The sequence below is a fragment of the Candidatus Limnocylindrales bacterium genome (assembly GCA_035626395.1).
Taxonomy (GTDB): domain Bacteria; phylum Desulfobacterota; class Binatia; order UBA1149; family CAITLU01; genus DASPNH01.
Genome location: DASPNR010000030.1, coordinates 351,688 through 376,023, shown reverse-complemented (window position 1 = coordinate 376,023; position 24,336 = coordinate 351,688). Strand labels below are relative to the sequence as shown.

At 68.0% G+C, this 24,336-nt stretch carries 20 protein-coding genes; 8 read left to right on the top strand and 12 right to left on the bottom strand.

Annotated elements, in window-relative coordinates:
- Position 1: 1 nt before the first annotated feature.
- Positions 2–1,711: a radical SAM protein gene (locus VEC57_11060; protein ID HYB99656.1), complete on the bottom strand. Its 1,710-nt coding sequence runs from the start codon at positions 1,709–1,711 to the stop codon at positions 2–4.
- Positions 1,712–1,798: 87 nt separating this feature from the next.
- Positions 1,799–2,578 carry a ferritin-like domain-containing protein gene (locus tag VEC57_11055; GenBank protein ID HYB99655.1) on the bottom strand — a complete coding sequence of 260 codons (780 nt, stop codon included), beginning with the start codon at positions 2,576–2,578 and terminating at the stop codon, positions 1,799–1,801.
- Between the two features lie 160 nt (positions 2,579–2,738).
- On the opposite strand from VEC57_11055, the gene VEC57_11050 reads away from it, so the two are divergent.
- Both VEC57_11050 and VEC57_11045 read left to right on the top strand, forming a co-directional pair.
- Positions 2,739–4,184: a deoxyribodipyrimidine photo-lyase gene (locus VEC57_11050; GenBank protein ID HYB99654.1), complete on the top strand. Its 1,446-nt coding sequence runs from the start codon at positions 2,739–2,741 to the stop codon at positions 4,182–4,184.
- A gap of 119 nt (positions 4,185–4,303) precedes the next feature.
- Entirely contained in the window at positions 4,304–6,187 is a 1,884-nt protein-coding gene (locus VEC57_11045; protein ID HYB99653.1) for a GAF domain-containing protein, read from the top strand.
- Between the two features lie 65 nt (positions 6,188–6,252).
- Here the strand turns inward: VEC57_11045 and VEC57_11040 are convergent, their stop codons facing one another.
- Positions 6,253–7,206, bottom strand: coding sequence for a stomatin-like protein (locus tag VEC57_11040; GenBank protein HYB99652.1), 954 nt, complete (start codon positions 7,204–7,206; stop codon positions 6,253–6,255).
- A gap of 50 nt (positions 7,207–7,256) precedes the next feature.
- Positions 7,257–7,700: an NfeD family protein gene (locus VEC57_11035; GenBank protein HYB99651.1), complete on the bottom strand. Its 444-nt coding sequence runs from the start codon at positions 7,698–7,700 to the stop codon at positions 7,257–7,259.
- A gap of 412 nt (positions 7,701–8,112) precedes the next feature.
- Here VEC57_11035 and VEC57_11030 point away from each other — a divergent pair, with 412 nt between their 5' ends.
- From VEC57_11030 to VEC57_11020, 3 genes are all read left to right on the top strand, one after another.
- A complete protein-coding gene (locus tag VEC57_11030) occupies positions 8,113–9,648 on the top strand; it encodes a carboxylesterase family protein (protein HYB99650.1) in 1,536 nt (511 codons plus the stop codon).
- Positions 9,649–9,794: 146 nt separating this feature from the next.
- Positions 9,795–11,561, top strand: a complete 1,767-nt coding sequence (locus VEC57_11025) for an HAD hydrolase family protein (GenBank protein HYB99649.1) — start codon at positions 9,795–9,797, stop codon at positions 11,559–11,561.
- A gap of 211 nt (positions 11,562–11,772) precedes the next feature.
- Positions 11,773–12,222 carry a hypothetical protein gene (locus VEC57_11020; protein HYB99648.1) on the top strand — a complete coding sequence of 150 codons (450 nt, stop codon included), beginning with the start codon at positions 11,773–11,775 and terminating at the stop codon, positions 12,220–12,222.
- Position 12,223: 1 nt separating this feature from the next.
- Here the strand turns inward: VEC57_11020 and VEC57_11015 are convergent, their stop codons facing one another.
- A complete protein-coding gene (locus tag VEC57_11015) occupies positions 12,224–12,619 on the bottom strand; it encodes a RidA family protein (GenBank protein ID HYB99647.1) in 396 nt (131 codons plus the stop codon).
- Positions 12,620–12,753: 134 nt separating this feature from the next.
- Entirely contained in the window at positions 12,754–13,212 is a 459-nt protein-coding gene (locus tag VEC57_11010; protein ID HYB99646.1) for a GNAT family N-acetyltransferase, read from the bottom strand.
- A 379-nt stretch (positions 13,213–13,591) separates the two neighbouring features.
- Between VEC57_11010 and VEC57_11005 the strand changes: the two genes are divergently transcribed.
- On the top strand, positions 13,592–14,059 hold the full coding sequence (locus VEC57_11005; GenBank protein HYB99645.1) for a GFA family protein: 468 nt from the start codon (positions 13,592–13,594) through the stop codon (positions 14,057–14,059).
- Positions 14,060–14,087: 28 nt separating this feature from the next.
- Here the strand turns inward: VEC57_11005 and VEC57_11000 are convergent, their stop codons facing one another.
- From VEC57_11000 to VEC57_10975, 6 genes are all read right to left on the bottom strand, one after another.
- Positions 14,088–15,329 carry a DUF4056 domain-containing protein gene (locus VEC57_11000; GenBank protein HYB99644.1) on the bottom strand — a complete coding sequence of 414 codons (1,242 nt, stop codon included), beginning with the start codon at positions 15,327–15,329 and terminating at the stop codon, positions 14,088–14,090.
- Between the two features lie 246 nt (positions 15,330–15,575).
- Positions 15,576–16,199: a CDP-alcohol phosphatidyltransferase family protein gene (locus VEC57_10995; protein ID HYB99643.1), complete on the bottom strand. Its 624-nt coding sequence runs from the start codon at positions 16,197–16,199 to the stop codon at positions 15,576–15,578.
- A 95-nt stretch (positions 16,200–16,294) separates the two neighbouring features.
- A complete protein-coding gene (locus VEC57_10990) occupies positions 16,295–17,869 on the bottom strand; it encodes a SagB family peptide dehydrogenase (GenBank protein HYB99642.1) in 1,575 nt (524 codons plus the stop codon).
- 66 nt (positions 17,870–17,935) lie between these two features.
- Positions 17,936–18,511: a cupin domain-containing protein gene (locus tag VEC57_10985; protein HYB99641.1), complete on the bottom strand. Its 576-nt coding sequence runs from the start codon at positions 18,509–18,511 to the stop codon at positions 17,936–17,938.
- On the bottom strand, positions 18,508–19,134 hold the full coding sequence (locus tag VEC57_10980; GenBank protein HYB99640.1) for a sigma-70 family RNA polymerase sigma factor: 627 nt from the start codon (positions 19,132–19,134) through the stop codon (positions 18,508–18,510). The genes VEC57_10985 and VEC57_10980 overlap by 4 nt, the downstream gene beginning before the upstream one ends.
- A gap of 548 nt (positions 19,135–19,682) precedes the next feature.
- Positions 19,683–20,657: a ribonuclease HII gene (locus tag VEC57_10975; GenBank protein HYB99639.1), complete on the bottom strand. Its 975-nt coding sequence runs from the start codon at positions 20,655–20,657 to the stop codon at positions 19,683–19,685.
- 269 nt (positions 20,658–20,926) lie between these two features.
- Between VEC57_10975 and VEC57_10970 the strand changes: the two genes are divergently transcribed.
- Together VEC57_10970 and VEC57_10965 are read left to right on the top strand one after the other, a co-directional pair.
- Entirely contained in the window at positions 20,927–22,861 is a 1,935-nt protein-coding gene (locus VEC57_10970; GenBank protein HYB99638.1) for a hypothetical protein, read from the top strand.
- Positions 22,862–23,093: 232 nt separating this feature from the next.
- Positions 23,094–24,269 carry a hypothetical protein gene (locus tag VEC57_10965; protein ID HYB99637.1) on the top strand — a complete coding sequence of 392 codons (1,176 nt, stop codon included), beginning with the start codon at positions 23,094–23,096 and terminating at the stop codon, positions 24,267–24,269.
- The last annotated feature ends 67 nt before the right edge of the window (positions 24,270–24,336 follow it).

The following is a 24,336-nucleotide window of genomic DNA, read 5'->3' as shown; positions in this document are numbered from 1 at the left end:
CTCAGCACGCTCCGCAGGTCCGGCAGGTAGCGACGTCGCAAGGCTCGGTCTGCCGCTCCGCCAGCGCGCGCCGCCGCTCCAGCCACAGGTAGCTCTTGTCGATGTGGTGGTCGATGAAGTCCCAGGGGAACAGCGTTTCGTGCTCGTACTGCCGGTGCACGTACGAATCCGGATCGATCGAGACCGATTCGTGCTCGCCGCGGCGCATGCGGCCCAGCTCCTGCCACCAGCCGCGCTCGGTGCGCGCCAGGCACTCGATGACGTCGGCCACGCGCCGGTCGCCACGACTGAGCAGCGTCTGCATGTAGGCCTCGCGCGGAGAGTCCGCGTCCAGCTCCATGTTCGGAAGCCGCCCGATGCGCCGGCGCAGATGCTGGATCTTGGCCTGCACCTCGCCGACCGGCGCCATCGCGTCCCACTGGAACGGCGTCCACGGTTTGGGCACGAACGGGTTGAGCGAGACGGTGATGCGGCCGACACGGCCGCGCTTGCGGCCGTGTCCCATCATGCGGGCGCGCAGCCTGGCCGAAAGATCATAGATGCCGTCGAGATCATCCTGGGTCTCGGTGGGCAACGCGCACATGAAATAGAGCTTGAGCGACTCGACACCGTCGCCGACCATCAGATCGGCGGCGCGCAGGATCTCGGGCTCGGTCAGGTTCTTGTTGATCACGCGCCGCATCCGCTCGGAGCCCGCTTCGGGAGCGACGGTCACCGACCTGGTACCGCTGCGCGCGACGACCGCGGCAAGACGCGCGCTGATCTGATCGGCCTTCAGCGACGACGGCGACGCGCGGCCTCCGGCCTCTGCGATGCGCTCGCAGGTCGAAGCGATGGCCGGATGGCTGGCCATCTCCGCGCCGACCAGCCCGACGGTCGCCGCCGAGGATTCAGGCAGGCCTTCGAGCGCCTGCGCCGTCAGCGATTCGGCGCCGCGATGCCGAACCGGCCGGTACATGAATCCGGCCGCGCAGAAGCGGCAGCCCCACTCGCAGCCGCGGCTGGCCTCGACCAGGAAGTACTCGCCGAAGACGGCGTCGGGCGCGACGATCGAAGTCGCGGCAGGAAAGCGGTCGAGGTCGGCGACGTAGCGGCGGCGCACGCGCTCGGGGGCGCCAGCCGCCACGCGCAGTCCCGTCAGGCCGAATTCGCCGTAGATCGGCTCGTAGAGATCGGGGCGGTAGGCTCCTTCGACCGAGGAGAGCTGATCGAGGATCGCTTCGCGCGAAAGCCCGCTCCAGTCTTCGGCGCCGGCGAACGCTTCCTGGATCATCTCCTCGCCTTCGCCGATCAGGAACAGATCGAAGAACGGCGCTACCGGCTCGGGGTTGAGAAAGGTGGCCGGACCGCCGGCGAGCAGCAGCGGCGCGCTCCACGCGTCCTGCCGGCGCGAGGCGGCGCGCGGCGCGATGCCGGCCGCGTCGAGCATGCGCACGATGTTCGGATAATCGCTCTCAAAAGAGAGCGAGAAGGCGATGATGTCGAACTCGGCCGGCGACCGTCCGCTCTCCAGGCTGCGGCAGCGCTCGCCTTCTTCGGGCAGGAACAACCGCTCGCACACCACGCCGGGAGTGGTGGCGAGCAGGCGATACACGGCCTGAAAGCCGAGATTGCCCATTCCGACGCGATAGCTGTTGGGATAGGCGAGGCACACCGAAACGGGGCCGGTGGCATTGGGGCGGAACAGCAGCTTCTCGTCGTGGCGGATCAAAACGAGCGACGACTATAAGCACGCCGCCTGCCCGTGCCAAAGGTCCTCGGCCCGCGGCGAAGGCAGGGCAGGCCGACGCAATCGCGTTTACCGCACCTCGAGCCCGATCTGGCGCAGGCGATGGCGGATGTCCTCGAACGTGCCGGCGAGAAAGCCGCCGCCCGGCGCACCCATCATCATCCCGAAGCCGCGGAAGAGGTCCCCCACGAAGTGCTCGGTGCGTCTTCGCTCGGCTGGCGTGGCGCGCTCGAACTTGTCGGCCAGGTACATGACGCCGAACCCCGCGTGGCGCGACTCGTCGCGCAGCACGCCGCGCATGAGCTCGCGCAGGAGGGGGTCGGGGCTTTCCTGCGCGAACACCTGGAACAGCCCGACGGCAATGCCTTCGAGGAAGATCTGCATTCCGACGATCTTCTCGCCGTAGAAGTCACTGTCGAGCAGCTGATGCACGATGCCCTCGAGCATCGGATCGAGCGGGGCATCGACGCCGAGCTTGTCCAGATACCTGCCGAACACCTCGACGTGCCGCGCCTCGTCGATCACCTGCCCGGCCAGCACCATGCGTGCCTCCAGCTCCGGGCACTGGTTGATGAGCTGCGCGCACAGCGCTAGCGCCGCCTGCTCGCCGAAGAAGAGCTGTGTGAACGTGAAAGCGCGCCGCTCCGCGCAGATGCGGTCGAAGTCTTCGCGCGAGATGCGTCCGCCCGTGGCCGCGTACGCCGCTTCGGTGTAGTTGCGGACAGGCTGCGACCAGTCGACCGCATCGGTGGCATTCCACTGCAGCGCCTTGGTCTTTTCGTAGAGGTCGAGCTGCTCGGGCATGGCGACGGAAAGCCGGCGGTGCCACGTGGGGCGATCGATGTTCATGAACGCCAGTCTTGCCGCGAAGGCCCGTCATTGGAAGCGTCGAACCATTCCTCGGCGCCCGCGCTGACGGGCAGCGGCTGCTCGGGACGACGCTCGCGCACGATCGCATCGATGCGCCACCCGGGTTGCTCCCGGTTCCGTGGCTCCCTAGCCTGCTCGCGTGCCGTCGGCCGCCATCGTCTGGTTCCAGCGCGATCTGCGACTGGACGACAACCCTGCGCTCTGGCAGGCGTGCGCATCGCACGACATCGTCATTCCGGTTTTCATCGCAGGCAGCGACGATGACCAGACCCTTGGGGCACCATCGCGCTGGTGGCTGTCGCGCTCGCTGCATGCGCTCGACGCGTCTTTGCGCAAAGCCTGCAACCGTCTCGTCGTCCGGCGCGGGCACGCGGCGCGCGAGCTGCTCGACCTTTGCGCCGAATCCGGAGCCGGCGCCGTCTACTGGAATCGCCGGTACGAGCCCGCCGCCGTTGCCGCGAGCGCAGCCGTCGAGCGTGCGCTCGGAGCGGCAGGCGTCGCGGCTCGCACGTCCGACGGCGCGCTGCTGCGGGACCCGTCGCTGAGCGCCAAGGCCGACGGTACGCCGTATCGTGTGTTCACGCCGTTCTGGCGCGCGCTCATGTCCAAGGGCTCGCCCGAGCAGCCGTTGGCATCGCCGGCGGCGATCCCGCCGCCGCCAGCGTGGCTGCGTTCGCTGCGGATCGACGACCTGCATTGGCAAGGCGACGAAGCGTGCTCTCGGCGTCTGACCGGCCTCTGGCGTCCCGGCGAGAGCGGCGCGCGGGCGACGTGGACGCTGTTCCTCGATCGTCTGGCCGCCTACTCGCGCGATCGCGATCGCCTCGACCGCAGCGCGACCTCCAGGCTGTCGCCGCACGTGGCGGCCGGCGAGATCAGCGTTCGCCAGCTCTGGCACGTGCTGCACGACCTGGCCGAGCGCCGCCCCGCGCTGTCTGCGTCCGTGCAATCGTTCGTGCGACAGCTGGTCTGGCGCGAGTTCGCCTACCATCTGCTCTACCACCTTCCTGAAGCCGTGGAGCAGCCGCTGCGGGAGGAATTCGTGCGCTTCCCGTGGAGGCAGGACGAGGCCGGGCTCCAGGCCTGGCAGCGCGGTTGCACCGGCTATCCGATCGTCGATGCAGCCATGCGCGAGCTGTCGGCGACCGGCTGGATGCACAATCGCGCGCGCATGATCGTGGCATCGTTCCTGGTCAAGGACCTGATGCTGCCGTGGCAGCATGGAGCGCGCTGGTTCGAGAAGACGCTCGTCGACGCGGACCTGGCCAACAACACGCTCGGATGGCAGTGGGTCAGCGGCTGCGGCGCGGACGCGGCGCCGTTCTTCCGCATCTTCAATCCGACTCTCCAGGCCAGGAAGTTCGACCCCGACGGCACCTACGTGCGCCGCTGGCTGCCCGCTCTGGAGTACGTGCCTACGAGCTGCGTGCATGAACCGTGGAAGGCGCCGGCATCGGTGCTGGCGAGCGCGGGAGTCCGCCTCGGTATCGACTATCCCGAGCCGATCGTGTCGCACGAGATGGCCAAGCGGTCGGCGCTCGCCGCCTACAAGCGCCTGACGGCAGGCGGCGATGGAGGCGAATAACCGTTCGCGCACTCCTCGGCGAGGTTCGTTGGCCGGACTTGCGCCTCGGGGCACGTTTTGAAGGCCCTGCGAAGACGGCTATCGTTCCGGCGCCGCCTCCCGCAGCGCCACTCCGGCTGATGCCCCAGCGCACAACAGGCCAGTCCGCCGAGCTCGACTCCGATCTGCTGCCGCCGGTCGTCGATCGCATGCGGCTGGGCCTGACGTTGCTGGCTTCCGGGTTCGCGGTCTACTTCGTCGTCAGTCAGCTCGGCGCGGTCGAAGAGCCGCCGGGCGTCATGCTGGTGCAGAGCGGCCGTATGGCGCTGCTGCTCGCGTGCCTGTTCGTGGTGCGGCGATGGCCGAACGACGCGGTCGCCAAGGCCGCCGGGGCCGTCGCCATCGCCGGCGTCTCCGTATCGCTGGCGCTCAACGGCCTGCTTCGCCACGAGCTCGCCAGCAACGCGATCGTATCGACTGCAGTCACGCTGGGGTCGGCGGCGCTGCTGCCGTGGGGGCCCGTCGCGCAGCTTTGCGTGGCGGTCGTGGCCGCGGGCAGCATTCTGGTCAATGCGATGGTGTTGCCGGAAGACCCGGTAAAGTCGCTCAGTGCCGCCGCCAGCGTCACGCTTCTGATCTGCATGGGAAGCTCGGTCTACCTGGCCAGCACCCTGGCCCGTTCGCGGCGGGCGCTGGAGCGCCGATTGCGCCTCGACCGTGAGGCCGACGAAGCCATGCGGGCGGATCACGACCTGATCACCGCATTGCATCGCGCCGAGCTGAGCTTCATCACCGAGCGCGCGCCGGACGAGATCTTCTCGATCGTTCTCGACGAGCTGCTCAGCCTCACCGGCAGCAAGTACGGCTTCATCGGTGAGGTGTTGCAGGCAGAGGACGGCCACCAGTTCCTGAAATGCCACGTGATCAGCAACCTTGCGTGGAACGACGAGACGCGGGCGCTCTACGAGGCGCAGGCGCCCAACCTCGAGTTCCACAAGCTCGACAACCTCTTCGGCCTGGCCATCACCAGCGGCGCCACCGTGATCTCCAACGATCCGAAGACCGACCCCCGGCGCACCGGGTTTCCCAAAGGCCATCCCAGCATCAACACCTTCGTGGGAATGCCGCTGCTCGTGGGCGGCGAGCTGGTCGGAATGGTAGGGCTGGCCAATCGACCGGCTGGGTACGATGAGGCTCTCGTCGAGTATCTTCAGCCGTTCCTGACCAGCTGCGCGCAGATGATCAGCTCGTACCGGACCGACCGGCGCCGGCGAGTGGCGGAAGAACAGGTTCGCGTCCTCAACGCGACTCTCGAGCGGCGGGTGACCGAGCGCACCCTCGAGCTCGAGCTGGCGAACCGCGATCTGACGCGCTTCAGCGCCTCCGTATCCCACGATCTGCGTGCACCGCTGCGCTCGATCGCCAGCTTCAGTCAGCTCCTCGTCGACGACTACGGCAAGACGCTGGAGCCCACGGCCGTCGACTATCTGACGCGGGTGCAGGCCGCGGCCAACCGGATGGACGTTCTGATTGACGACCTGCTGGGACTGGCGCGGCTAGGGAGAATCGCGCGATCGGATGACGTCGTGGATCTTGCGCCGGTGGCCCGATCTATATTGGACGAGCTCGCTCAGCAGTCGCCCGAGCGCAGCGTCGAGGTCGTCATCGGCGACGACCTTACCGCGCGCGGGGATCCGCGGTTGCTGCGCATCATGCTCGAGAACCTGCTCGGCAACGCCTGGAAGTTCACTTCACGCCGTCAGGACGCCCGAATCGAGTTCGCCAGCCGCAGCGAAGAAGGCGAGCGCATCTATTTCGTGCGCGACAACGGAGTAGGCTTTGACATTCGCTTCGTCGACAAGCTCTTTCAGCCTTTCGAACGGCTGCATCACGACGAGGGGTTCGTCGGAACGGGCATCGGCCTGGCCACCGTACAAACCATCGTGCAGCGTCATGGAGGGCGCGTGTGGGCGGAGTCGGCGCTCGGGGAGGGCGCGACGTTCTATTTCGTGCTGCCGGCTTGATGCCGAGCAGCGCCGGCGCCGGGCCGCCCCAGCGCATCGGTCATCGCGCTGCCGCCCTGCCCGATCTAGGCCCTCGGCACCGGCGTCTGCGTTTCGGCCTTCGCGCCGCCCTCCTTGATGAAGTTCATCGCGAGCGCCAGCAGCGACCCGACGTCGGCCATGTTGGTGGGGAGCACCATCGTCGTGGACTGCTTGGCGATCTCGCCGAACTGCGAGACGTACTGCTCGGCCACGCGAAGCTGCACCGCCTCGAAACCGCCGGGTGCCTGGATCGATTCGGCGATCTTGCGGATGCCCTCGGACGTCGCGTTGGCGACGGTGAGGATCGCGGCCGCCTCGCCTTCCGCCTCGTTGATCTGCTGCTGCTTGCGCGCCTCGGAATTCTTGATGATCTGCTGCTTCTCGCCTTCGGCCGTGTTGATGGCCGCATCGCGCACGCCTTCGGAGTGCAGGATGGTGGCGCGCTTCTCGCGCTCGGCGCGCATCTGCTTCTCCATCGCGGCCAGGATGTCCTGCGGCGGCGTGATGTTCTTGATCTCGTAGCGCATCACCTTGACGCCCCAGGACTCGGTCGCCTTGTCGAGCTCGCTGACGACCGACGTGTTGATGTTGGTGCGCTCCTCGAAGGTGCGGTCGAGCTCGATCTTGCCGATCTCGCTGCGCAGCGTGGTCTGCGCCAGCTGCGAAATCGCGAACACGTAGTCGGTGATGCCGTAGGAGGCTCGTTCGGGATTGAGCACCTTCAGGTACAGGACGCCGTCGACCGCCACCTGCACGTTGTCGCGCGTGATGCAGATCTGCTCGGCGATGTCGATGGCTTCCTCCTTCAGCGACGTCTTGTAGCGGACCACGTCGATGAAGGGGATCAGGATGTGGAAGCCGGCATTCAGCGTGCCGCTGTACTTTCCGAGCCGCTCGACGACGTACGCGCTCTGCTGCGGCACGACGATCGCCGTCTTGGCGATGACGATGACGACGAGCAGGGCCAGTACCAACGCGACGATCAATCCACCGGTCATGCCTTCCCTCTCTTTCGTGCGGCCATCGGACCGCTCCTCGCGAATGCCCGTCAGGCGGGCCGAACCAACAGAAGCAGACCTTCGACGCGCTGCACCACGCACCTGTGCCCGCGCGGCAACGGTCCGTTGCCGACATTGCGAGCGCTCCAGGCCGTGCCGCGAAGCTCCACCTTGCCGAAGCCGTCGGGATCGAAATCATCGAGCGTCACGGCCACCTCACCGACCATCGAGTCGCTTGCTTCGGGCTCGCGCGTGGCAAGGCTGTCGACGAGGCGGCGCCGGAAAAGGACGGTCGCGACCACCGACAGAACCGAGAACCACAGCAGCTGCGGCAGCGTGGCGTCGACCATTCCGCCCCAGGTCAGGAACGAGACCAGCAGCGCTCCGATGCCGAAGAACAGAAGGTAGAAGCCGCCGGGCGTGGCCAGCTCGAGGGCCGCGAGCACCAGTCCGAAGATCGCCCACATCCACCAGGCGATGCCCGCCTCGCTCATCGGCACTTCCCTCCTGGCACGGGCCGAAGCTAACACAGCGGGGCCCGGTTCTCGACGCCGAGGATGCTTCTGGCCGCGCACAGGCGGGGAAGCGGCGAAGGTCGCGGTGGCCGCGGGCATCGTAGGCCAAGAGCCGGCCGTCCGCGCGCCGCCACTGTGCTGCGCGAAGGCACGACGGCCGTCACCGCCTGATGCGAGCGCGCGGCCGCGCGCGGCCGCCGCGCCGGTGCAACTTGCGGCTGTACTCCGGCCCAAAACAGGCATAGGGATCGGGATTGCTCGTCGAGAACGAGCGGCCGCGGGGGCGGCCAGACATCGGGGAGGGCACTCCCGAAAGGAGACGGTGATGAATCACGCGATGCGCAGCAGTCGCAGGGCTGCCCTTTGCTTGGGGACGACATTGGCAGTGGCGATGCAGGCCGCAGCGGCAGTGGCCGGCGGCGGGCCGGTGGTCGCCGTCAGCGGCGGCACCGTCGAAGGACACACCGCCGGCAACGTGGTGGAGTTCCTCGGCATTCCCTTTGCCGCTCCGCCGGTCGGACCGCTGCGCTTCCGGCCGCCGGCGCCGGTACCGGACTTCGGTCATCTGAATGCCTCCAGCTATTCGAGCGCGTGCCCGCAGGTCGACGGCATCATCGGCACTCCGAGCGAAAACGAGGACTGCCTCTACCTGAACGTCTGGACGCCGACGCTGACGCCGGAGGAGCCGCGCCCGGTGATGGTGTGGATTCACGGCGGCGGCAACGTCAGCGGCTCCACCGGCGACTTCGTGCCCTTCCCTCCCTACGAGAGCGAGCGCCTCTACGATGCCAGCGCGCTGGCGGACGCGCACGACACCGTCGTCGTGTCGATCAACTACAGGCTCGGCGTCTTCGGCTTTTTCGCTCATGCCGATCTGGCCGGCGAGGATCCGAGCTTCCCCTATGCCGGCAACCAGGGACTGCTCGATCAGGTCGCAGCGCTGGTCTGGGTGCGCGACAACATCGCCTCCTTTGGCGGCGACCCCGATAACGTCACCATCTTCGGCGAGTCGGCGGGCTCCTGGGACGTGTGCGCGCACATGATCTCGCCGCTCAGCGCCGGACTCTTCCATCGCGCCATCAGCCAGAGCGGCGGCTGCTCGGTCGGCGTGGCCTCCGCCGAGGACGCCGACATCAGCGCCAACGCCATCGCGGCGGCGGCCGGATGCGACGGCGCGCCCGACGAGCTGGCGTGCCTGCGTGCGTTGCCCGTGGCCGACCTCCTGGCTGCCGGACCGGCCGGCGAGGCATCGCCGAGCATCGGCGCCAACCTCGGCATCAGCATCGACGGGGGCATGGTTCCCGATCACCCGCGCGATCTGTTCGACGCAGGCCTTTTCGCGCGCGTGCCCTACATCCTGGGCGCGAATTCCGATGAAGGCACGCTCTTCTTCGTCGGCTCCGAGCCCATCGAGACGGACGAGGAGTACCAGGCCGAACTGCTTACGCGCTTCGCCGACTACGCCGACGAGATCGCGCTGCTGTATCCGTCCGACGACTTCGCTTCGCCTCAGGACGCGCTCATCCGCGTCGTCGGCGACGCCAGCCTGGTCTGCTCGACGTACGACGTGGCCAAGCGCGTCGCGGCGCACAAGAACCGCACGTACTTCTACAACTTCGCGCGCGTCATCCCGCTGCCGTTCGTGTCGCTCCTGGACCTCGGCGCCTTCCACGGCGCCGAGATCGCGTACGTGTTCGGTTCGGTGCCGCCGCCGACCTCCTACGACCAGACTCTGGGACGCCAGATCCAGGAGTACTGGTCGCGCTTTGCCGAGAAGGGCAAGCCCAAGGCCACCAAGGCGCTGGGCTGGCCGAAGTTCAACGCGCGGTCGCAGAAGGTTCTGCGGCTGAACGCGCAGCTGAACAAGCTCGACGGCTTCCGTCGCGCCCAATGCGAGTTCTGGAGCTCGGTGTACGACAATCTCTAGCTCTCGCTGACCTCCTTTCGGGTCGGACGCTTTTCCGCGCGAAGAGGCGTCCGACCCTTTTGCGCGTCCAGCTGCGCGACCACGCGCAGCACGGCAATGCCGCAACCATCTGTGCGTCTCGCTCCGGGCGTTCTAAGGTGGACGCCATGCGCTATTTCGCCCTGGCCACCGACTACGACGGTACCCTGGCTCTGCACGGCGCGGTCAGCAAAGATACCCTTGCGGCGCTCGAATGCCTGCGCGCCACCGGACGCAAGGTTCTGCTGGTGACCGGACGCGAGCTCGACGACCTCCAGCGCGTCTACGATCGGCTCGATCTGTTCGATCGGGTGGTTGCCGAGAACGGCGCGCTCCTCTACTGCCCCGCCACGCGTCAGGAGCAGCCGCTCTGTGAGCCGCCGCCGCCGCGCTTCGTCGAGACGCTGCGCAACCGCGGCGTCACGCCGATCTCGGTCGGCCGCGTCATCGTGGCGACGTGGCAGCCCAATGAAACGGTGGTCCTGGAAACCATTCGCGACATGGGGCTCGAGCTTCAGGTCATCTTCAACAAGGGCGCGGTGATGGTGCTGCCGTCGGGAATCAACAAGGCCGCGGGATTGACGGTCGCGCTCGACCAGCTCGGGCTGTCGCCGCACAATGTGGTGGCCGTCGGCGACGCCGAAAACGACCACGCGTTCATGAACCTCTGCGAGTGCTCGGTGGCGGTGGCCAATGCCCTCGATACGATCAAGGAGCGCGCCGACTACGTCACCGCCGCCGACCACGGTGCGGGCGTCAACGAGCTCATCGAGAAGATGATCGCCAACGACCTGCGCGACCTGTCGCCGCGCATGGAGCAGCGCCGCGTCGTGCTGGGCACGCACCTGCAAGCGGCAGCGCCGCCCGAGCACGAAGGCGTCGGCGCCACTCCGGCACTGATCGAGAGCGGCCTCATCAGCATTCCGCCCTACGGCACCAACATCCTGCTCACCGGCACGTCCGGCGCCGGCAAGTCCACCCTCGCTACGGCCATCATGGAGGGGCTGGCGGAGCAGAACTACCAGTTCTGCGTCATCGACCCCGAGGGCGATTACCAGACGATGGACCTGGCCGTCGTGCAGGGCGATCCGAGCCGCGAGCCGAGCATCGAAGCCGTCATGGAACTGATCGCCAAGCCGCACGAGAACGTGGTCGTCAATCTGCTCGGCGTCAGTCTCGACCATCGCCCCACGTTCTACGAGCAGCTGCTGCCCCGCATCCTCGAGCTGCGCGCGCGCGTGGGCCGGCCGCATTGGCTGATCGTCGACGAGGCGCACCACCTGATGCCGAACCCCTGGACGCCCAAGACGCTGCCGCAGGAGATGAGCGGACTGATGCTGATCACGGTGCACGCCGACTCGGTGTCCAAATCGATCCTGTCGCTCATCGACATGGTGATCGCGATCGGCGATGCACCGCAGACGTCCATCGAAGGATTCTGCCGGTCGGTCGGCGCTCCGGTGGCCCCCCTCGATCCGATCGTGCTCGAATCGGGCCAGGCGCTGGTGTGGACGCGCGATTCCTGCGGCGGCGACGGCGGACGCCCGATGCTCATGCGCATCCATCCGCCGAAGATGGAGCGCCGGCGTCATCTCCGGAAGTACGCGGAAGGCGATCTCGGCGACATGAGCTTCTACTTCCGTGGGCCGCAGGAGCGGCTCAATCTGCGTGCGCAGAACCTGGCGCTGTTCACGCAGATCGCCGAAGGCGTCGACGACGAGACCTGGCTGCATCACCTGCGCCAGCGCGACTACTCCAAGTGGTTCCGCTTCGCGATCAAGGACGACACGCTGGCCGACGAGGCCGAGCAGATCGAGACGCGCGACATGAGCCCTGTCGAGAGCCGTCAGGCCATCAAACGCGCCATCGAAGACCGCTACACCGCCCCCGCCTGAACGGCGCCTGAACGGGGTCAGGTCTTGCATTGGAGCATTTCGTCGTGCTCGATCCGGTGACGAAGAGCGAAGAGCGGGCGCCACGGGAGAGACGCACGAAGAACGCGCGGCCAAGGCGTTTCCACGGCGGACACGAAGCCGGAGGACCGGACGGTCGGCCGCAGACACGCCCGCGGCCGCGCTCGGAAAATGCTGACGATGGAGGAGAGCGATGAAGATTGCGGCTGCGTTGTTTACGGTTTGTCTGATCGCGCTGCCCGGCGCTGCGCCCGCGCATGACAGTCCGGCGCCGGTGCAGGCCGACGTCACGCTGCAGATGCCGGGAGAGAACGGCGAGGCACGCAGCACGGGCGTGAAGCTGGACGGCGGCAATGCACGCGTGCGGATGCGCGTGATCAACCAGGACGACGGCCGCACGGCCGCCGTGCACCTGCGCTTCCGCTATCGAATTCCGCCCGACACGATCGCCCTCGATGAGATCGTCTCGCAGATCGAGGTGGAGACGACGGACCTCGAGGACAACGCCATCGGCCGCGTCGACATGGACACGAACGAGGTGAACCTCAATCCGAACGGCCCTCGCCTCGCCTACGGTCTGACGCTGTACCGGCCCGAAGGCGGCTACCAGGTGCAGCTGCGGGTGCGCGGCAACTACGAATAGCTCACTTCATTGCGGTCGCTTCGATCTCGACGAGGATCTCCGGAAGGAACAGGCGCGACACGCCGATCAGGGTCGACGCCGGCCTGCATCCGCCCTGCGCCAGACGGCCCAGTCCCGCTCCCGCCGACGTCACGAACGCGTCGATGTCGGTGGTGAAGTAGGTGATCTTGACGATGTCGGCGAGCGTGAAGTCGGCCGCCGTCAGCACGGTCTCCAGGTTGGCGACGGCGCGCGCGACCTGCGCGCCCATGTCGCCCGCGTGCAGCGGCCGCCCATCGTCGTCGACGGACGTCTGACCGGAGACGATCAGCGTACGCGCCGCGCCGCTGACTTCATTGGCCTGCACGAAGCCGAGCCTGTCCTGCCACGTCCACGGATTGATCGCTTTTTTCTCCATGAGCGGAACCTAGCAGGCTCGACGAGCGGCGCCAGCAGCGTTGGACGGCACAGGGCGAAAGGGCGTGCGACCGCGATCGGTTGGTCACACCCGACGCTCAACGCGCGGTGGCGGCGGCGACAACCGCCGGCGTCTCAGAGCGCGAGCTCGAGCAGTGGCAGGATCCGTGGGGCCGGTGTCGATGCGACGGCGCCGACACGGCGGGCGCCCATGCGTTCGTAGAAGCCGAGGGCGTTGGGATCGGAGGCTATGCGCATGCGGCCGCAGCCCAGGCGCGCGGCCGTATCCTTTGCGTGCTCGAACAGCGCGCGTCCCACGCCGAGGCCCATGTATCCTGGCTCGACCCACATGTGCTCGAGCTCGGCGACGTCGCCTTCGACCGACAGCGCATAGAAGCCGGCGATGTCGCCGCCGCTGCGCGCGCAGTACACGGGATCATGGGCAATCGCGTCCGCGCTGACCGTAAGGTCGGCGCTCCACGATCGGATCCATTCCTCCGGGTAGCCCCAATGCCGCTTGGCGGCGTGCGCGATCCGCGTCAGCGGCTGCTGCTCGCCTGCTCTTGCGGGCCCGATGACGATCTGCGCATCCACGTGAAGAACGCGGCGGTCCGCGTGGAACAGAGGCCGCGGCCGCGCCCGCCCCGCTGCTTCGGGACGCCGCAGCGCGCCTGCCGCGTCCATGCAGCGCGAAGGTCGCGAAGTCGAGCGACGATCGGCAGCGCGATCCGGCACATCCATCGGTTGCAGGCCGATGGTCGGGCCAGGTCCTGAGCCTGGCTTTTCTGAGGCAGCCCGGCCCTCCCACGCGCCGTACGATCCTGACGCCAACCGAAGCTCCATTTCGTCGCCGGTGCGTGGCCGGTGCGTCGCCGCTGCGGGGCGCCCTGTCCCTGGCGCGTGACGCGCGCCGCTGGCGCGCCAGAGCCACGCAGGCTACGGGTGTGGCAGACTGGAGACGAGGAGGTAGCCGATGGTCGCCCTGCCGATCCAAGGTGGCTGCATGTGCGGCGCGCTTCGCTACGAAATCACGCAGCCGCCGCTCATGATCTACAACTGCCACTGCACCAACTGCCAGAAGCTCGGCGGGGGAGCGTTCTCCACACCCGCCACGATCCTGGAAGCCGCGTTTCGCTTCGTGAAAGGCGAGGCCAGGACCGCCAAGTGGACTTCGGATGCCGGCAACCGCCGCTTCGGCTGGTTCTGCGGCGAATGCGGCAGCCGCATCGCCAACGGACAGATCCCGTCGATCGGCATGCTCAGCGTTCGCACGGGAACCTTCGACGACACCAGCTGGGTCGAGCCCGTCGGCGACATCTGGACGCGCAGCGCGCAGCCATGGGTAGCGCTGCCGCAGACGCGCCTTCGCACCGAGCAGCAGCCCGGCGACTACTCGCAGTTCATCGAGCGCTATCGCGCGCAGGGGCGCTTCGGGATCTGACCCGACATCCGCCGCGACGCGAGTGACCTCACCGTCGCGGATGATCGGAGGCGGCGCCGAACGCCGTGTACAGCTCGCCGCGGATCCGTTCGACGATGAACGGGAAATCCGCCTGCGTGATGCGGCGGCTGCCGGCGTCGGGGAACGGGAACCCGTTGGCCGCCAGATTGTCGTTCACATCGACTTCGAGCCGCGCGTGCGTGGAGAGCGGCACGCCCTGCAGCGCATCCGGTTTTGCGAGCGCGAGCGGCTGCGGTTCTCCGGTGCAACCGACGAACGGCGCCGGCTCCGGAGCATACGCCATCGAAACGAGCCACGGCGAAAGCGGCGAGCCGAGGTCGTACTTCCGCCGCCGGACGATCTTCCAATCGGGCAGCCGCTTGCTCGAATCCCACCATACGCCGTCGACCGCGCGCATCGCCGCCGACGCGTGATCCTTCGAGACGATCTCGAGCCGCCGCAGGGCCGCCGGCAGCCATTCGGTCATCGCGCGGTCGTACTCGATCTCGGTGCGCGGGCTCTGCGTCAGGATGATGCCGGCGGCCAGCTTCGTGCCGACGAGGTTGGAATAGAGATCCTCCATCGAGAAGCTCGACAGCTTCTCCGGGAAGAACGGGATGTTGCTGTTGCCGTACCAGCTGCCGATCTCGTGCCAGATCGCGACCTGCATCGCGATCCATTGTGCCGTCGCGATGGCCAGCCTGCGCCGGCCAACCTCGGCGATTCTCGCTTCCGGCACCGGCTCGAGCACCACGCGGCGCCTGCCGCCGAAATCGCGCAGCGCGATGACGCCGCCGCTTTCGAGCCACGGCTCGACGCGAGATGCGAAGAACACGGTGCGGTCGGCGTGATCGCGCAGATGGCCGAGGTCGATGAATCCGCCGCGGCACGTGTAGACCATGCCGTTGTTCTCATAGGCGGGTCTCTCGCCGCGGCGCCGCGCCGGGCTCGGCGTGATCTGCAGCAGCCCGGCTGCGTAATCGTGCGGACCCAGATCCTCGGTGCCGCGGATGGTTCGGTACCTGTAGAGGGGCACGCGAAGGAGCCCGAGATCGACCGCCAGATCCAGGCCGAAGGCGCAGCAAGACCGGATGTGCTTCGGCTCGTGCAGCATCGGAATGGGACGATCGGGACCTGCCGCATCCAGCGCGGCATGATCATCGAACAGCGCTGCGTCGAGGTGATGCTGCGCCGGCGAAGCCTCCGTCGGCGCAGCCGATGCCTCCGCAGCCGGTGCGCAGCAGCCGAGGCAGACGCACAACGCGAGCACGCCACGCCAGGCGAGGCCAGGGCGGCTTCGTGTGTGCGAAGTGGTGTGGCCGCGACCGTTGGAGCGGAGCAGAGACGGCATCGACGAAAGTATATCGTCCGCCGCCGGCCCAGCCATGCCATGCCATGCGGATGCTTCCCGCATGAGCGCGTCTCACTCTGTCGGTTCCGTCTGCGCGGCAGGATCTCTAGCTGGGGCCTGCTGCCTGCGCCATGGCGACGGTAGCTGCCGCGCCGGATCGGGCCGTCAGGGCTTGGGGATGCGCACGCGACTGATCATCAGCGTGCCCGATGCCGCGAACATCAAGACCAGCGGGTGAAGCTCGAACCCGGCAATCTCCACCATGCCCAGTGGCAGCTCGCTGCCGACCGCGCCCGAGGCTGCGGCGGCGACCAGGACGAGCACCAGGAAGATCGAGGTGGGAATGGGCGTCCCTTCGAAGTGCTTCACCTTGTCGCCACCGCCGGCCAGCGACTCGGCGGTGACGTTGTACCTGGCCAGGCGCGAGACGCCGCAGACGACGAAATAGACGAGCACGAGCCGATCGTACAGGCCCTGCATACCGCACCCGTAGCCGATCATCGCCGGTGCGACGCCAAAGGAGATCACGTCCGCCAGCGAGTCCAGCTCGCGCCCCATGACGGAGGCGCGACGGCGCCACCGCGCGATGCGGCCGTCGAGGAAATCGAACAGGAGCGCGAGCGCGACCAGACCGCCGGCGAAGTAGATGTGCAGGACCTGGCGCACCTCCAGGTACGTCATCATCGAGAAGATGGCGCCGGCCCCGCACGCGGCATTGGCAAGCGTGAACCAGTCCGCCAGAGCGAACTCGCGGATCATGGGGCCGCTGCGGGGGGGCGGTGCCGGCATGCAGCGACCAAGTATGCACTGCGTGGCGGCGGCGTGCACCACGCCGCAAGCAAAAGGGCGTATAACGAACCGGCCTCGTGCCCGTGCGCCGTTCGCTACGTGGTCGCCGCGCGCGCGCCGAACATCGTAAGGTGCACGGCCGCCCGCCTGGCTGGCTCGAGGCCGAGGAGCTCGTTGAATGCGTCGTCGGTGAAGGCGGCGAGGTTTCGCGCCGCCAGCCCCTGTGCCTCGGCCGCCAGGTAGATCCGCTGCCCGATGGCGCCGGCCTCGCGCAGAAGATCGCGGTAGCTCCGCTCCCCGGCACGCGCGGCCACGCCGGCCACGTCGGCCACCATGACCAACGCCGCCGCGGCGGTGGCAGCGTGGGCCTGCCCCAGACACACGGCGCGTAATGCCGCGCTGAGGTCTTCGCCGGTGCGGCCGGTCGCCGCCAGCGTGTGCATGAAGGGGTCGTAACGGTGCAGCCCCGGCGCCAGTCCCTGCACGCGGTGCGCGATGACGTGGAGCTCCATGCCAAGGCTGCTCTGCGCGATCGCCTGCGGCAACGCCAGACGCAGCGCCGTCGCAAGCTGGAGCAGCGAAATGTCCGCTTCCTCGAATGCCGAAGGCGAGCGCCGCCTGCGGATGCAGTCCTCCACCAGAGCATCGGCCTGCGCCGCCTGCGGCAGCGCGATTCCAGCAATCTCGGCCGCCGGGCGCGCCGGCGGACCGGCCATGGCGACCGCTGCCGGCGCGGGGACCAGTTTGGTCGCTTCGTGATACAGCCGCGGCGCCGTCAGACCCTGCGCGACGCCGCCGCGATCGGCAACCTGCTTCTCGATGAGAGAGGCCGTCTCGGAAGCGGCGGCGGCGTCGCCGACACGGCCGAGCGCATGCACCGAGCAGACCGCTTCCTCGCGCCCGTCGATCTCGAGAAGCTCGTGGAAACGGTCATCGTGGAATCGGTCGGCGGTCCTGCATGCGAGGCCGGCGGAGGCGGCAGCAAGCCGCAGGTTCTCATCGATGTGGCCCGTGTCCACCAGCGCGTAGCGATAGCCGCGGTTGGCATACCGATGCTCGTAGCGTTCGAAGACGTTGGTGACGATCACCAGCGCCGCCGCCTGCGCGACCGCGCCGCCGATTGCCAGTCCTGTCAGCGCAGCCGCGCGCGCGGAGCCCGATCGCACCGGCAGCAGGCCGTGCCGGGCCACATCGTAGTAGTAGACGCCGGGAGCGAGGCCGGCCACGTGCTCGGCGATCACGTACAGCTCGCCGGCGTACAGCGCGCCGGCCGATGGCGCCGCGCGCAGGTGCAGCGGATCGCCGTCGGCGCTGCCCGTGTCGCCATTGGTGAAGAACAGCAGCCGCGACAGCTCGGCCGCGGTGATCTCGCCGGCACCGATGGATGCCTCTCGCGCGCGCCGCGCGACTGCCTGGGAAAGCGTCAACCCCTGCGCTGCCACGGGCCGCTCGAGGTCCACGCGTCCAGCGGGGTAGCTCTTGAAGGGCGGCGGCGGCGTCCGCAGCCGGCGCAATCCCGCACCGACGGCGCCAAGCAGCGTGTTGCGCGTGTCGCGATGAATCGCCACCGCCGTCGCCAGCGGCGCGCCGGTGGCTGCGCGGCCGCGGCCGGCAAGCAGCGGAGCGCCACCGGCGGCCGCGAGCAATCGGAGGAAACGGCGCCGTCTCATGTCCTTGTGCCTCCGTGCGGCCAGCACGGCTCGGGCGACGCGAGCGTTACGATGCGGCGCGTGCCGTCAGCTCAGCTCGTCCTGCGTCGAGGTCAGCAGGAAGCAGGTGCAGCCGGTCGGGCTCCAGACGCGCCGGTCGGAAGTGCCGGGCTCGGCGCGGCTGAAGTCGCCGGGGAAGAGTTGCCTGTCGTTGATCCACAGCTCGCCGTCCAGAAGATGCAGCTCTTCGATGTCCGCATGCCGATGCGGCGGATACTCGGTATCCGGCGCCAGCCGCACCAGCATGCTGACGCGGTGGCGATCGGCATCCGTGGACAAGAGCTTGCACGAAATGCCCGGCGCCACTTCCTTCCATTGCGGCGCAGTCCACCGCTGCACCGGCGAGGCGGTCGCAGCATCGGGCGCACCCAGACGCTGCTCGAGACGGTCCCACAGCGAAGCGGACGGGCGCAGAACATCGGTGGGCCAGGAGACGAACGAATCGACGACGGTGCGCAGCCCTCCGAGCTCGCGCTGGCAGTCGTCGCAGGTCGCCACGTGCGCTTCGACGGCGCGTGCTTCGTCGGTCGGCAGCGCCTGCACCGCGTAGAGGCTGAGCCGTTCGGCCTGTTCCTCCGCGTGTCTTTTCGATGCGTCCTTCATTGCTTCACTGTCTGGATCAGGAACTGGCGCAGCTTTCCGAGGCCGGATCGGATGCGCGTCTTGACGGTGCCCACCGGCGCATCGAGGAGCTCGGCAACCTCCGAATAGCTGAGCTCAGCGAAGAACGCCGTCTCGATCGCCTGCCGCTCCTGCGGCGTCAGGATCGCCAGCGCAGTGCGCACGCGTTCTCGCATCTCGCCCAGTTCGATTCCCTCGATGGGACCGACGGGCAAGCCCGGCGCAGAACCGTCGTCGACGGGCCGGATACGCTTCTTGCGCTGCTCGAAACGCAGACGGTCGATGGCCCGCGACTGTGCCTGATTCATGATCCAGCCAAGGACGCTGCCATTGTCGGCGTCATAGCCGGAGGCGCGGCGCCAGATGTCGTGAAAGACATCCAAAGTCACCTCCTCGGCCGTCTCACGGCTGTTGGTGATCCGCAGCGCGAGCGTGAACACGATGCGGTGCCCCCGATCATACAACTCCCGCAGCGCGTGCTGGTTGCCGGCGGCGACCGATTGCACCAGCGTCACCCATTCCTCTTCCAGCACGAGACGCTGCGGCTGACCGTAGAGGACGTCGCCGAGCGTGCCCGTCGCATCGGGGCGCTTTACGGCAGCCATGGCGCGCGCGCCTCCCGGCTTGGGTCACGGCCGCCGCCACGTGCATCCTCAGTCGCCCCCGCCGCCAGTGACCGGCGTGGCCGAGGATCGATGATCCCCATCGCCTGAGGCCGACGCAGCGGCACCGCAGTGGAGCTCGAACTCGAGTGCCAGGAAACACCGCACGTGGAAATGTTGATTGACTGCCTCGCCGCCGTCGGCTGCGGGCAGTTCGATCTCGTATCCAACCTCATCGTGGCCCACGGGCGCACCGCAAAGCCTGCACGCCGCTCCGGTTCCTCGGCCTGCCCAAGTAGACTCGGGCAGCCTCCGGGGCAACCGCCCCGATCGGATCATATCGCGAGCGCGGCCACGTAGAAATTCGTCACTGATCGACTGATGCACTCCTGACGTCCTTTTGCTCCACGGGCGCCCCAGCGGGGCTCAAACAGAACAGACCCGTCCCGCCAGGCAGTAGAACGTCAGGTTGCGACGATCGGATTGCGGATCACGCCGATCGGCGGAAAGCGGCGGGTGCGAAGCGGCGCAAAGGGAAGCGGTACGGGCGCTCAGGCGTCGGCGGCGGGCGCACCCGACGCCTGCATCGCTGCCTCGCCGCTGACGTGCTCGACAGGCGGCTGCACCGCAGCGCCGTCGAGGAGGACGGGATCGCTGAGCGGCTGCATCGATACGCCGTCGGAGACGCGCTCCGCGCACGGCGGCTCCAGCGGAAACATCTCGGTCTGCACCGGGTCCAGCCCCAGAGCCTTGCGCACCGGCGCGAAGGAACGGCGGTGGATTGGGCAGGCACCGAGGCGGTCGAGGGCGGAGTAGTGCTCGGGGACCGGGTACCCCTTGTGGCGCGCAAAGCCGTAGCCGGGATGCTTGCGGTCGAGCTCGACCATGATGGCGTCGCGCGTGGTCTTGGCGATGATACTGGCGGCCGCAATGGAGAAGCTCAGCGCGTCGCCGTGCACGATCGATTTCTGCGGAATCGGCACGTCGGCGAGCTTTCGCGCGTCGATGAAGAGGTGCTCGGGAGTGATGCCGAGCGCCTCCACGGCGCGCTTCATCGCCAGCAGCCCCGCCCAGTAGATGTTGAGGCGGTCGATCTCCTCCGGTGCGACCACACCGACGCCCCACGCCACCGCATTGGCCTTGATCTGAAGCGCCAGGCGGTCGCGTTCCTGGGCATCGAGCTTCTTGGAGTCGTCGATGCCGGCGTGCCGCCAGCCGACGGGCAGGATGACGGCGCCGGCCACGACCGGGCCGGCAAGCGGTGACATCCCGGCTTCGTCCACGCCCGCTATGCGCGTCACGCCGGTCGCCCACACCTCCTGCTCGAAGCGAAACAGATGCCGGAGCCGCTGGCCTTCGGCGCGGTTGGCGTGCCGGCGCTTCTCGACCGCCGCCAGGATCGCGCGGGCGGCCGCGCGCGGATCGGCGCGCAGCGCCGCCTCGACGTCGTGGGGCAGCGGCCGTTTCTTCTCCACGTACCTGCGGCGGATCTGGTCGAGCGGAAGCTTGTCGGCGCCTGCGGCCATGACCGGCGCGGACGCTATCGCAACGCTGGGGCCGACGGAACAGCGGCGCAGCGGCTCTGCACATCCGCCCCCATCGGGGCCCGCGCGCATGCTCATTGCCGGCCCATCTGGCTGCCATCCGCACAGCCGGTAAGATCACGATCAGGGCGAACGGGACGCGATGGGCTCGGGAGAAGCCTCGTCACGTCGCGAGAGGGGATTGACGCGCGGACCGGCGAACCGAGGCGGCAGCTCCGGGTCGCGCTCGGTCGCGGAAAAGGAGATCCGCTGTGCATCCTCTACTCCTCGGTCCTCTCCACCTCGCCCTCATCGCGGCTTCGCTGTTCGTGGCCGCGCCCACGGAGGCGGCGCAGTCCAAGCTCCTCGGCAGCGAGCGCGGCGGCCACTACTGGTTCCGCTACTGCGACGGACAGCCTGACGAGAAGGTGCTGCCGCCCGATCCGCGGTCGCTCGTCACGCCGACTTTCGACCGCGCCGTCGTTTTCAACGTTGCCTGGTACGACTGCCTGGATCAGCAGCCGGCAACGTGCGGCGAGCTGCGGGCACTGCGCGACGCCGGCGCACGTCTGCTCGGCGGCAACGGGCAGCAGGGAGCCGGCTGGGAGTTCAGCGGCAACAGCTCGACCAGCTCATGGGCGATCGAGTCTTCGGAATACAACTCGCTGTGGGAGCGTTGGGGACTCCCCGACCGTCCGGCCGACTTCGACGAGCTGGTCGCGGAGCGCTACGGCACGCCGCTGAGCGCGCATCGCAATCCGTACCCATTGCCCGGCGAGGACCCGAACCTGACCGATGGCGGGTCGGGTCAGCTGCCGATGGCGCTGACGCAGACCCGCAACGCCGACGGCAGCTGGACCGGTCAGATCGGCATCACCTGCTCGATCTGCCACAGCGGACAGGTCGGCAACGCGGGCGACGGTGCCGGCCTGGGTCCGCTGCACGGCAACAACGGCCTCGCCGACGTCAACCTGCTGCTGACCGAAGCGGGCGACACCAACAACGGCTTCAACGTCATGAGCCTGAACCGCGTGCGCGGCAGCGGCAACATCACCAACTTCCAGCTCTTCGGTCTGCTGACGCTGTGGGACTTCGAAACGACGGTTCCCGGCATGCTGCTGAATCCAGGGTTCTGGCTGTCGGCCAACACCGGCAGCGAGGATCCGCCCAACTGGTGGAACCTCGGCCATCGTCCCGCCAAGTTCTACGACGCGGGCATGAGCAGCGACTCCACGCGCATCGAGCTGTCCTGGTACATGCCGGGCGCGGCCACGCCCAACTACCAGGAAGGCTACGACTGGATTCTCGCCAACGAGTACGCCGCCAACACCTGGATGCTGAGCCTGCAGTCGCCGCCCTACCCGCTGCCCATCGATACGAAGCTCGCCAAGAAGGGATCCAAGCTCTTCCACAGGCTCGACCTGTGGGACGAGCGGCGCGCCAACCCGGTGCCGCGGCCCGAAGGCGGCAACGGCTCGTGCGCGAGCTGCCACGGTGCGTATGCACCCCGCTTCGTGCGCAGCCAGAAGTTCCTGGCCTCGCCCGTGCTCTCGGGCATCGCGGCCAACGTGACGCCGATCGAGATCATCAACACCGATCCCGCGCGCATGGACGGCAACAGCGAGGCGGTCGAGCAGGCGGCCGAGAACAGCTGGTTCACCTATTACGGCAAGGAAGGCTGCGCCGAGCAGTACAACCTGATCGGCTACCTTGCCCAGCCGCTGCACGGCGTGTGGGCCTCGGCGCCCTACTTCCACAACGGCTCGGTGCCGAACGTCTGGGGAGTGCTGGACTCCTCGAAACGCCCGACGTTCTGGCGCCGCATGTCCAAGCCTGCGCGCCAGGGCGTGGTCATGGGCTACGAGACCGATCTGGCCATCGCCTACGATCCGGCGGTGATGGGATGGAAGTACGACGAGCTCGAGTGCGGATCGCCGGCGCTGACGCCGTACCTCGAATGCGACCCGCTGGATCCGTTCGCGACGCCGCTGGTCGAGCAGATGCTCGGCATCCTGTACGCCAACGGCTCGCTGTCGTGGAACATCCTCGGAGGAATCGCCGCTCCGACGATGTCGAACGAGCAGATCGAGGACCGCAAGATCTACAACACGCGCATGTACAGCCAGTCCAACTCCGGCCACGAGTTCACCGACGTGCTGACGGACGAAGAGCGTGCGGCGATCATCGAGTATCTGAAGACGCTGTGATCATTCGGGCAGCGGGCACGTCACGACGCGCTCGCCGGACACGACAGCTCGATCGGCTGTCCGCTGCCGCCGCATCGACGCCGAGCGATTGGAGACGTGTTCGTGAGCTGTCCCGTCGGCAAGACAACAACCTGTCCGGGTGCGTTCGCGCACGCTCAGCTTGACCTCGCTTGCAGCACCAGTGCATCGTTGGCTCCTTCAATTTACGCCTTTCTGTTGGAGGAACCCGTTCATGACCTGGAGAACCTGCACGCGGTCGGCGCTCGCGGCCGCGCTGCTCGCAATGGCATTGGGCACGCCCTGCCACGCGCAGACCGTCGCTGCGCCGTTCAACACGGATTACACGATCGATCCTCTCGGCAGCGTGCCCGGACTTCCCACCAATTACGGTGGCCTCACCTTCAAGAAGGGGGACGCGGACACGATCCTCATCGGCGGCGCGGCCAACGAGAGCGCCGGCCAGCTTTACTCCATCAAGGTCACGCGTGACGCCGCCAACCACATCACCGGCTTCAGCGGAACGGCGCAGGTCTACGCCGACGCCGCCTACAACGACGGCGGCGTCGTCTATGGTCCCGGCGATGTCCTGTTCCTGGCGCGCTGGCCCGTCAACGAGCTCGGCCAGATCGAGCCGGGAAGCACCGAGGCCGGCAAGATCATCGACATGGCGCAGTTCGACATCCCGTCCTCGCTGTCGGCGCTCGGGTTCGTCCCGCCGGGATTTCCCGGTGCCGGGCGGCTCAAGCTCGTGACGTACGGCGGCGGCAACTGGTTCGACGCCGCCGTCGTGCCGGATGGAACTGGCACCTACGATCTCGTCGATGTGACTCCTCGTACGCAGATCGTCGGCGGTCCCGAAGGATTCGTCTACGTTCCGCCCGGCTCGCCGAAATTCACCGATCACTCGAGCATGCTCGTTGCCGAGTATGCTGCCGGTGAGATCGCGGCCTATCGGATCGACGCCAACGGTGACCCGATCCCCAACAGCCGCGTCGATTTCGTCACCGGATTGTCCGGCGCCGAGGGCGCGGTGGTCGATCCATTGACCGGCGATTTCCTGTTCTCGACGTTCGGCGGCTTCAATCAGGTCGTGGCCGTGCGCGGCTTCGGCGTGCCACCGTGCGGTTCGTGTGTTTCCGTGCCCGGCTGCACCGACACGTGCGACGTGGAAGCCGGCGAGTGCCGTACCTGCGGGCATCCGTTCAGCAACAGCCGATGCGTGGTCAACGCCGTCGTCGTTCTGCAGGGCGCACTGGGCATGCGCGAATGCGAGCTCTGCACCTGCGACGTCGACTCCAGCGGAACCGTCAACGCCACCGACGCGCTGCTGATCCTGCGCGGCTGCGCGGCGATCCCGAGCGAGCTGGAATGCCCGGATCCCGGCACCGCGACCACGATCGGGCAGTAGCGGCGGGCACGGAAGCGTAGGCTGCGCGATCGCGGCCGGCACAGCGGCACGCGGCGCCAGCCGACGG

What these genes read in the sequence shown, in the direction of transcription:
- VEC57_10990 (HYB99642.1), bottom strand. Translation starts at nt 17,869, where the DNA reads ATGAGACGGCGCCGTTTCCTCCGATTGCTCGCGGCCGCCGGTGGCGCT.
- VEC57_11015 (HYB99647.1), bottom strand. Translation starts at nt 12,619, where the DNA reads ATGGAGAAAAAAGCGATCAATCCGTGGACGTGGCAGGACAGGCTCGGC.
- VEC57_11020 (HYB99648.1), top strand. Translation starts at nt 11,773, where the DNA reads ATGAAGATTGCGGCTGCGTTGTTTACGGTTTGTCTGATCGCGCTGCCC.
- VEC57_11030 (HYB99650.1), top strand. Translation starts at nt 8,113, where the DNA reads ATGCAGGCCGCAGCGGCAGTGGCCGGCGGCGGGCCGGTGGTCGCCGTC.
- VEC57_11035 (HYB99651.1), bottom strand. Translation starts at nt 7,700, where the DNA reads ATGAGCGAGGCGGGCATCGCCTGGTGGATGTGGGCGATCTTCGGACTG.
- VEC57_10980 (HYB99640.1), bottom strand. Translation starts at nt 19,134, where the DNA reads ATGGCTGCCGTAAAGCGCCCCGATGCGACGGGCACGCTCGGCGACGTC.
- VEC57_11005 (HYB99645.1), top strand. Translation starts at nt 13,592, where the DNA reads ATGGTCGCCCTGCCGATCCAAGGTGGCTGCATGTGCGGCGCGCTTCGC.
- VEC57_10965 (HYB99637.1), top strand. Translation starts at nt 23,094, where the DNA reads ATGACCTGGAGAACCTGCACGCGGTCGGCGCTCGCGGCCGCGCTGCTC.
- VEC57_10985 (HYB99641.1), bottom strand. Translation starts at nt 18,511, where the DNA reads ATGAAGGACGCATCGAAAAGACACGCGGAGGAACAGGCCGAACGGCTC.
- VEC57_11025 (HYB99649.1), top strand. Translation starts at nt 9,795, where the DNA reads ATGCGCTATTTCGCCCTGGCCACCGACTACGACGGTACCCTGGCTCTG.
- VEC57_11040 (HYB99652.1), bottom strand. Translation starts at nt 7,206, where the DNA reads ATGACCGGTGGATTGATCGTCGCGTTGGTACTGGCCCTGCTCGTCGTC.
- VEC57_10995 (HYB99643.1), bottom strand. Translation starts at nt 16,199, where the DNA reads ATGCCGGCACCGCCCCCCCGCAGCGGCCCCATGATCCGCGAGTTCGCT.
- VEC57_10975 (HYB99639.1), bottom strand. Translation starts at nt 20,657, where the DNA reads ATGGCCGCAGGCGCCGACAAGCTTCCGCTCGACCAGATCCGCCGCAGG.
- VEC57_11045 (HYB99653.1), top strand. Translation starts at nt 4,304, where the DNA reads ATGCCCCAGCGCACAACAGGCCAGTCCGCCGAGCTCGACTCCGATCTG.
- VEC57_11055 (HYB99655.1), bottom strand. Translation starts at nt 2,578, where the DNA reads ATGAACATCGATCGCCCCACGTGGCACCGCCGGCTTTCCGTCGCCATG.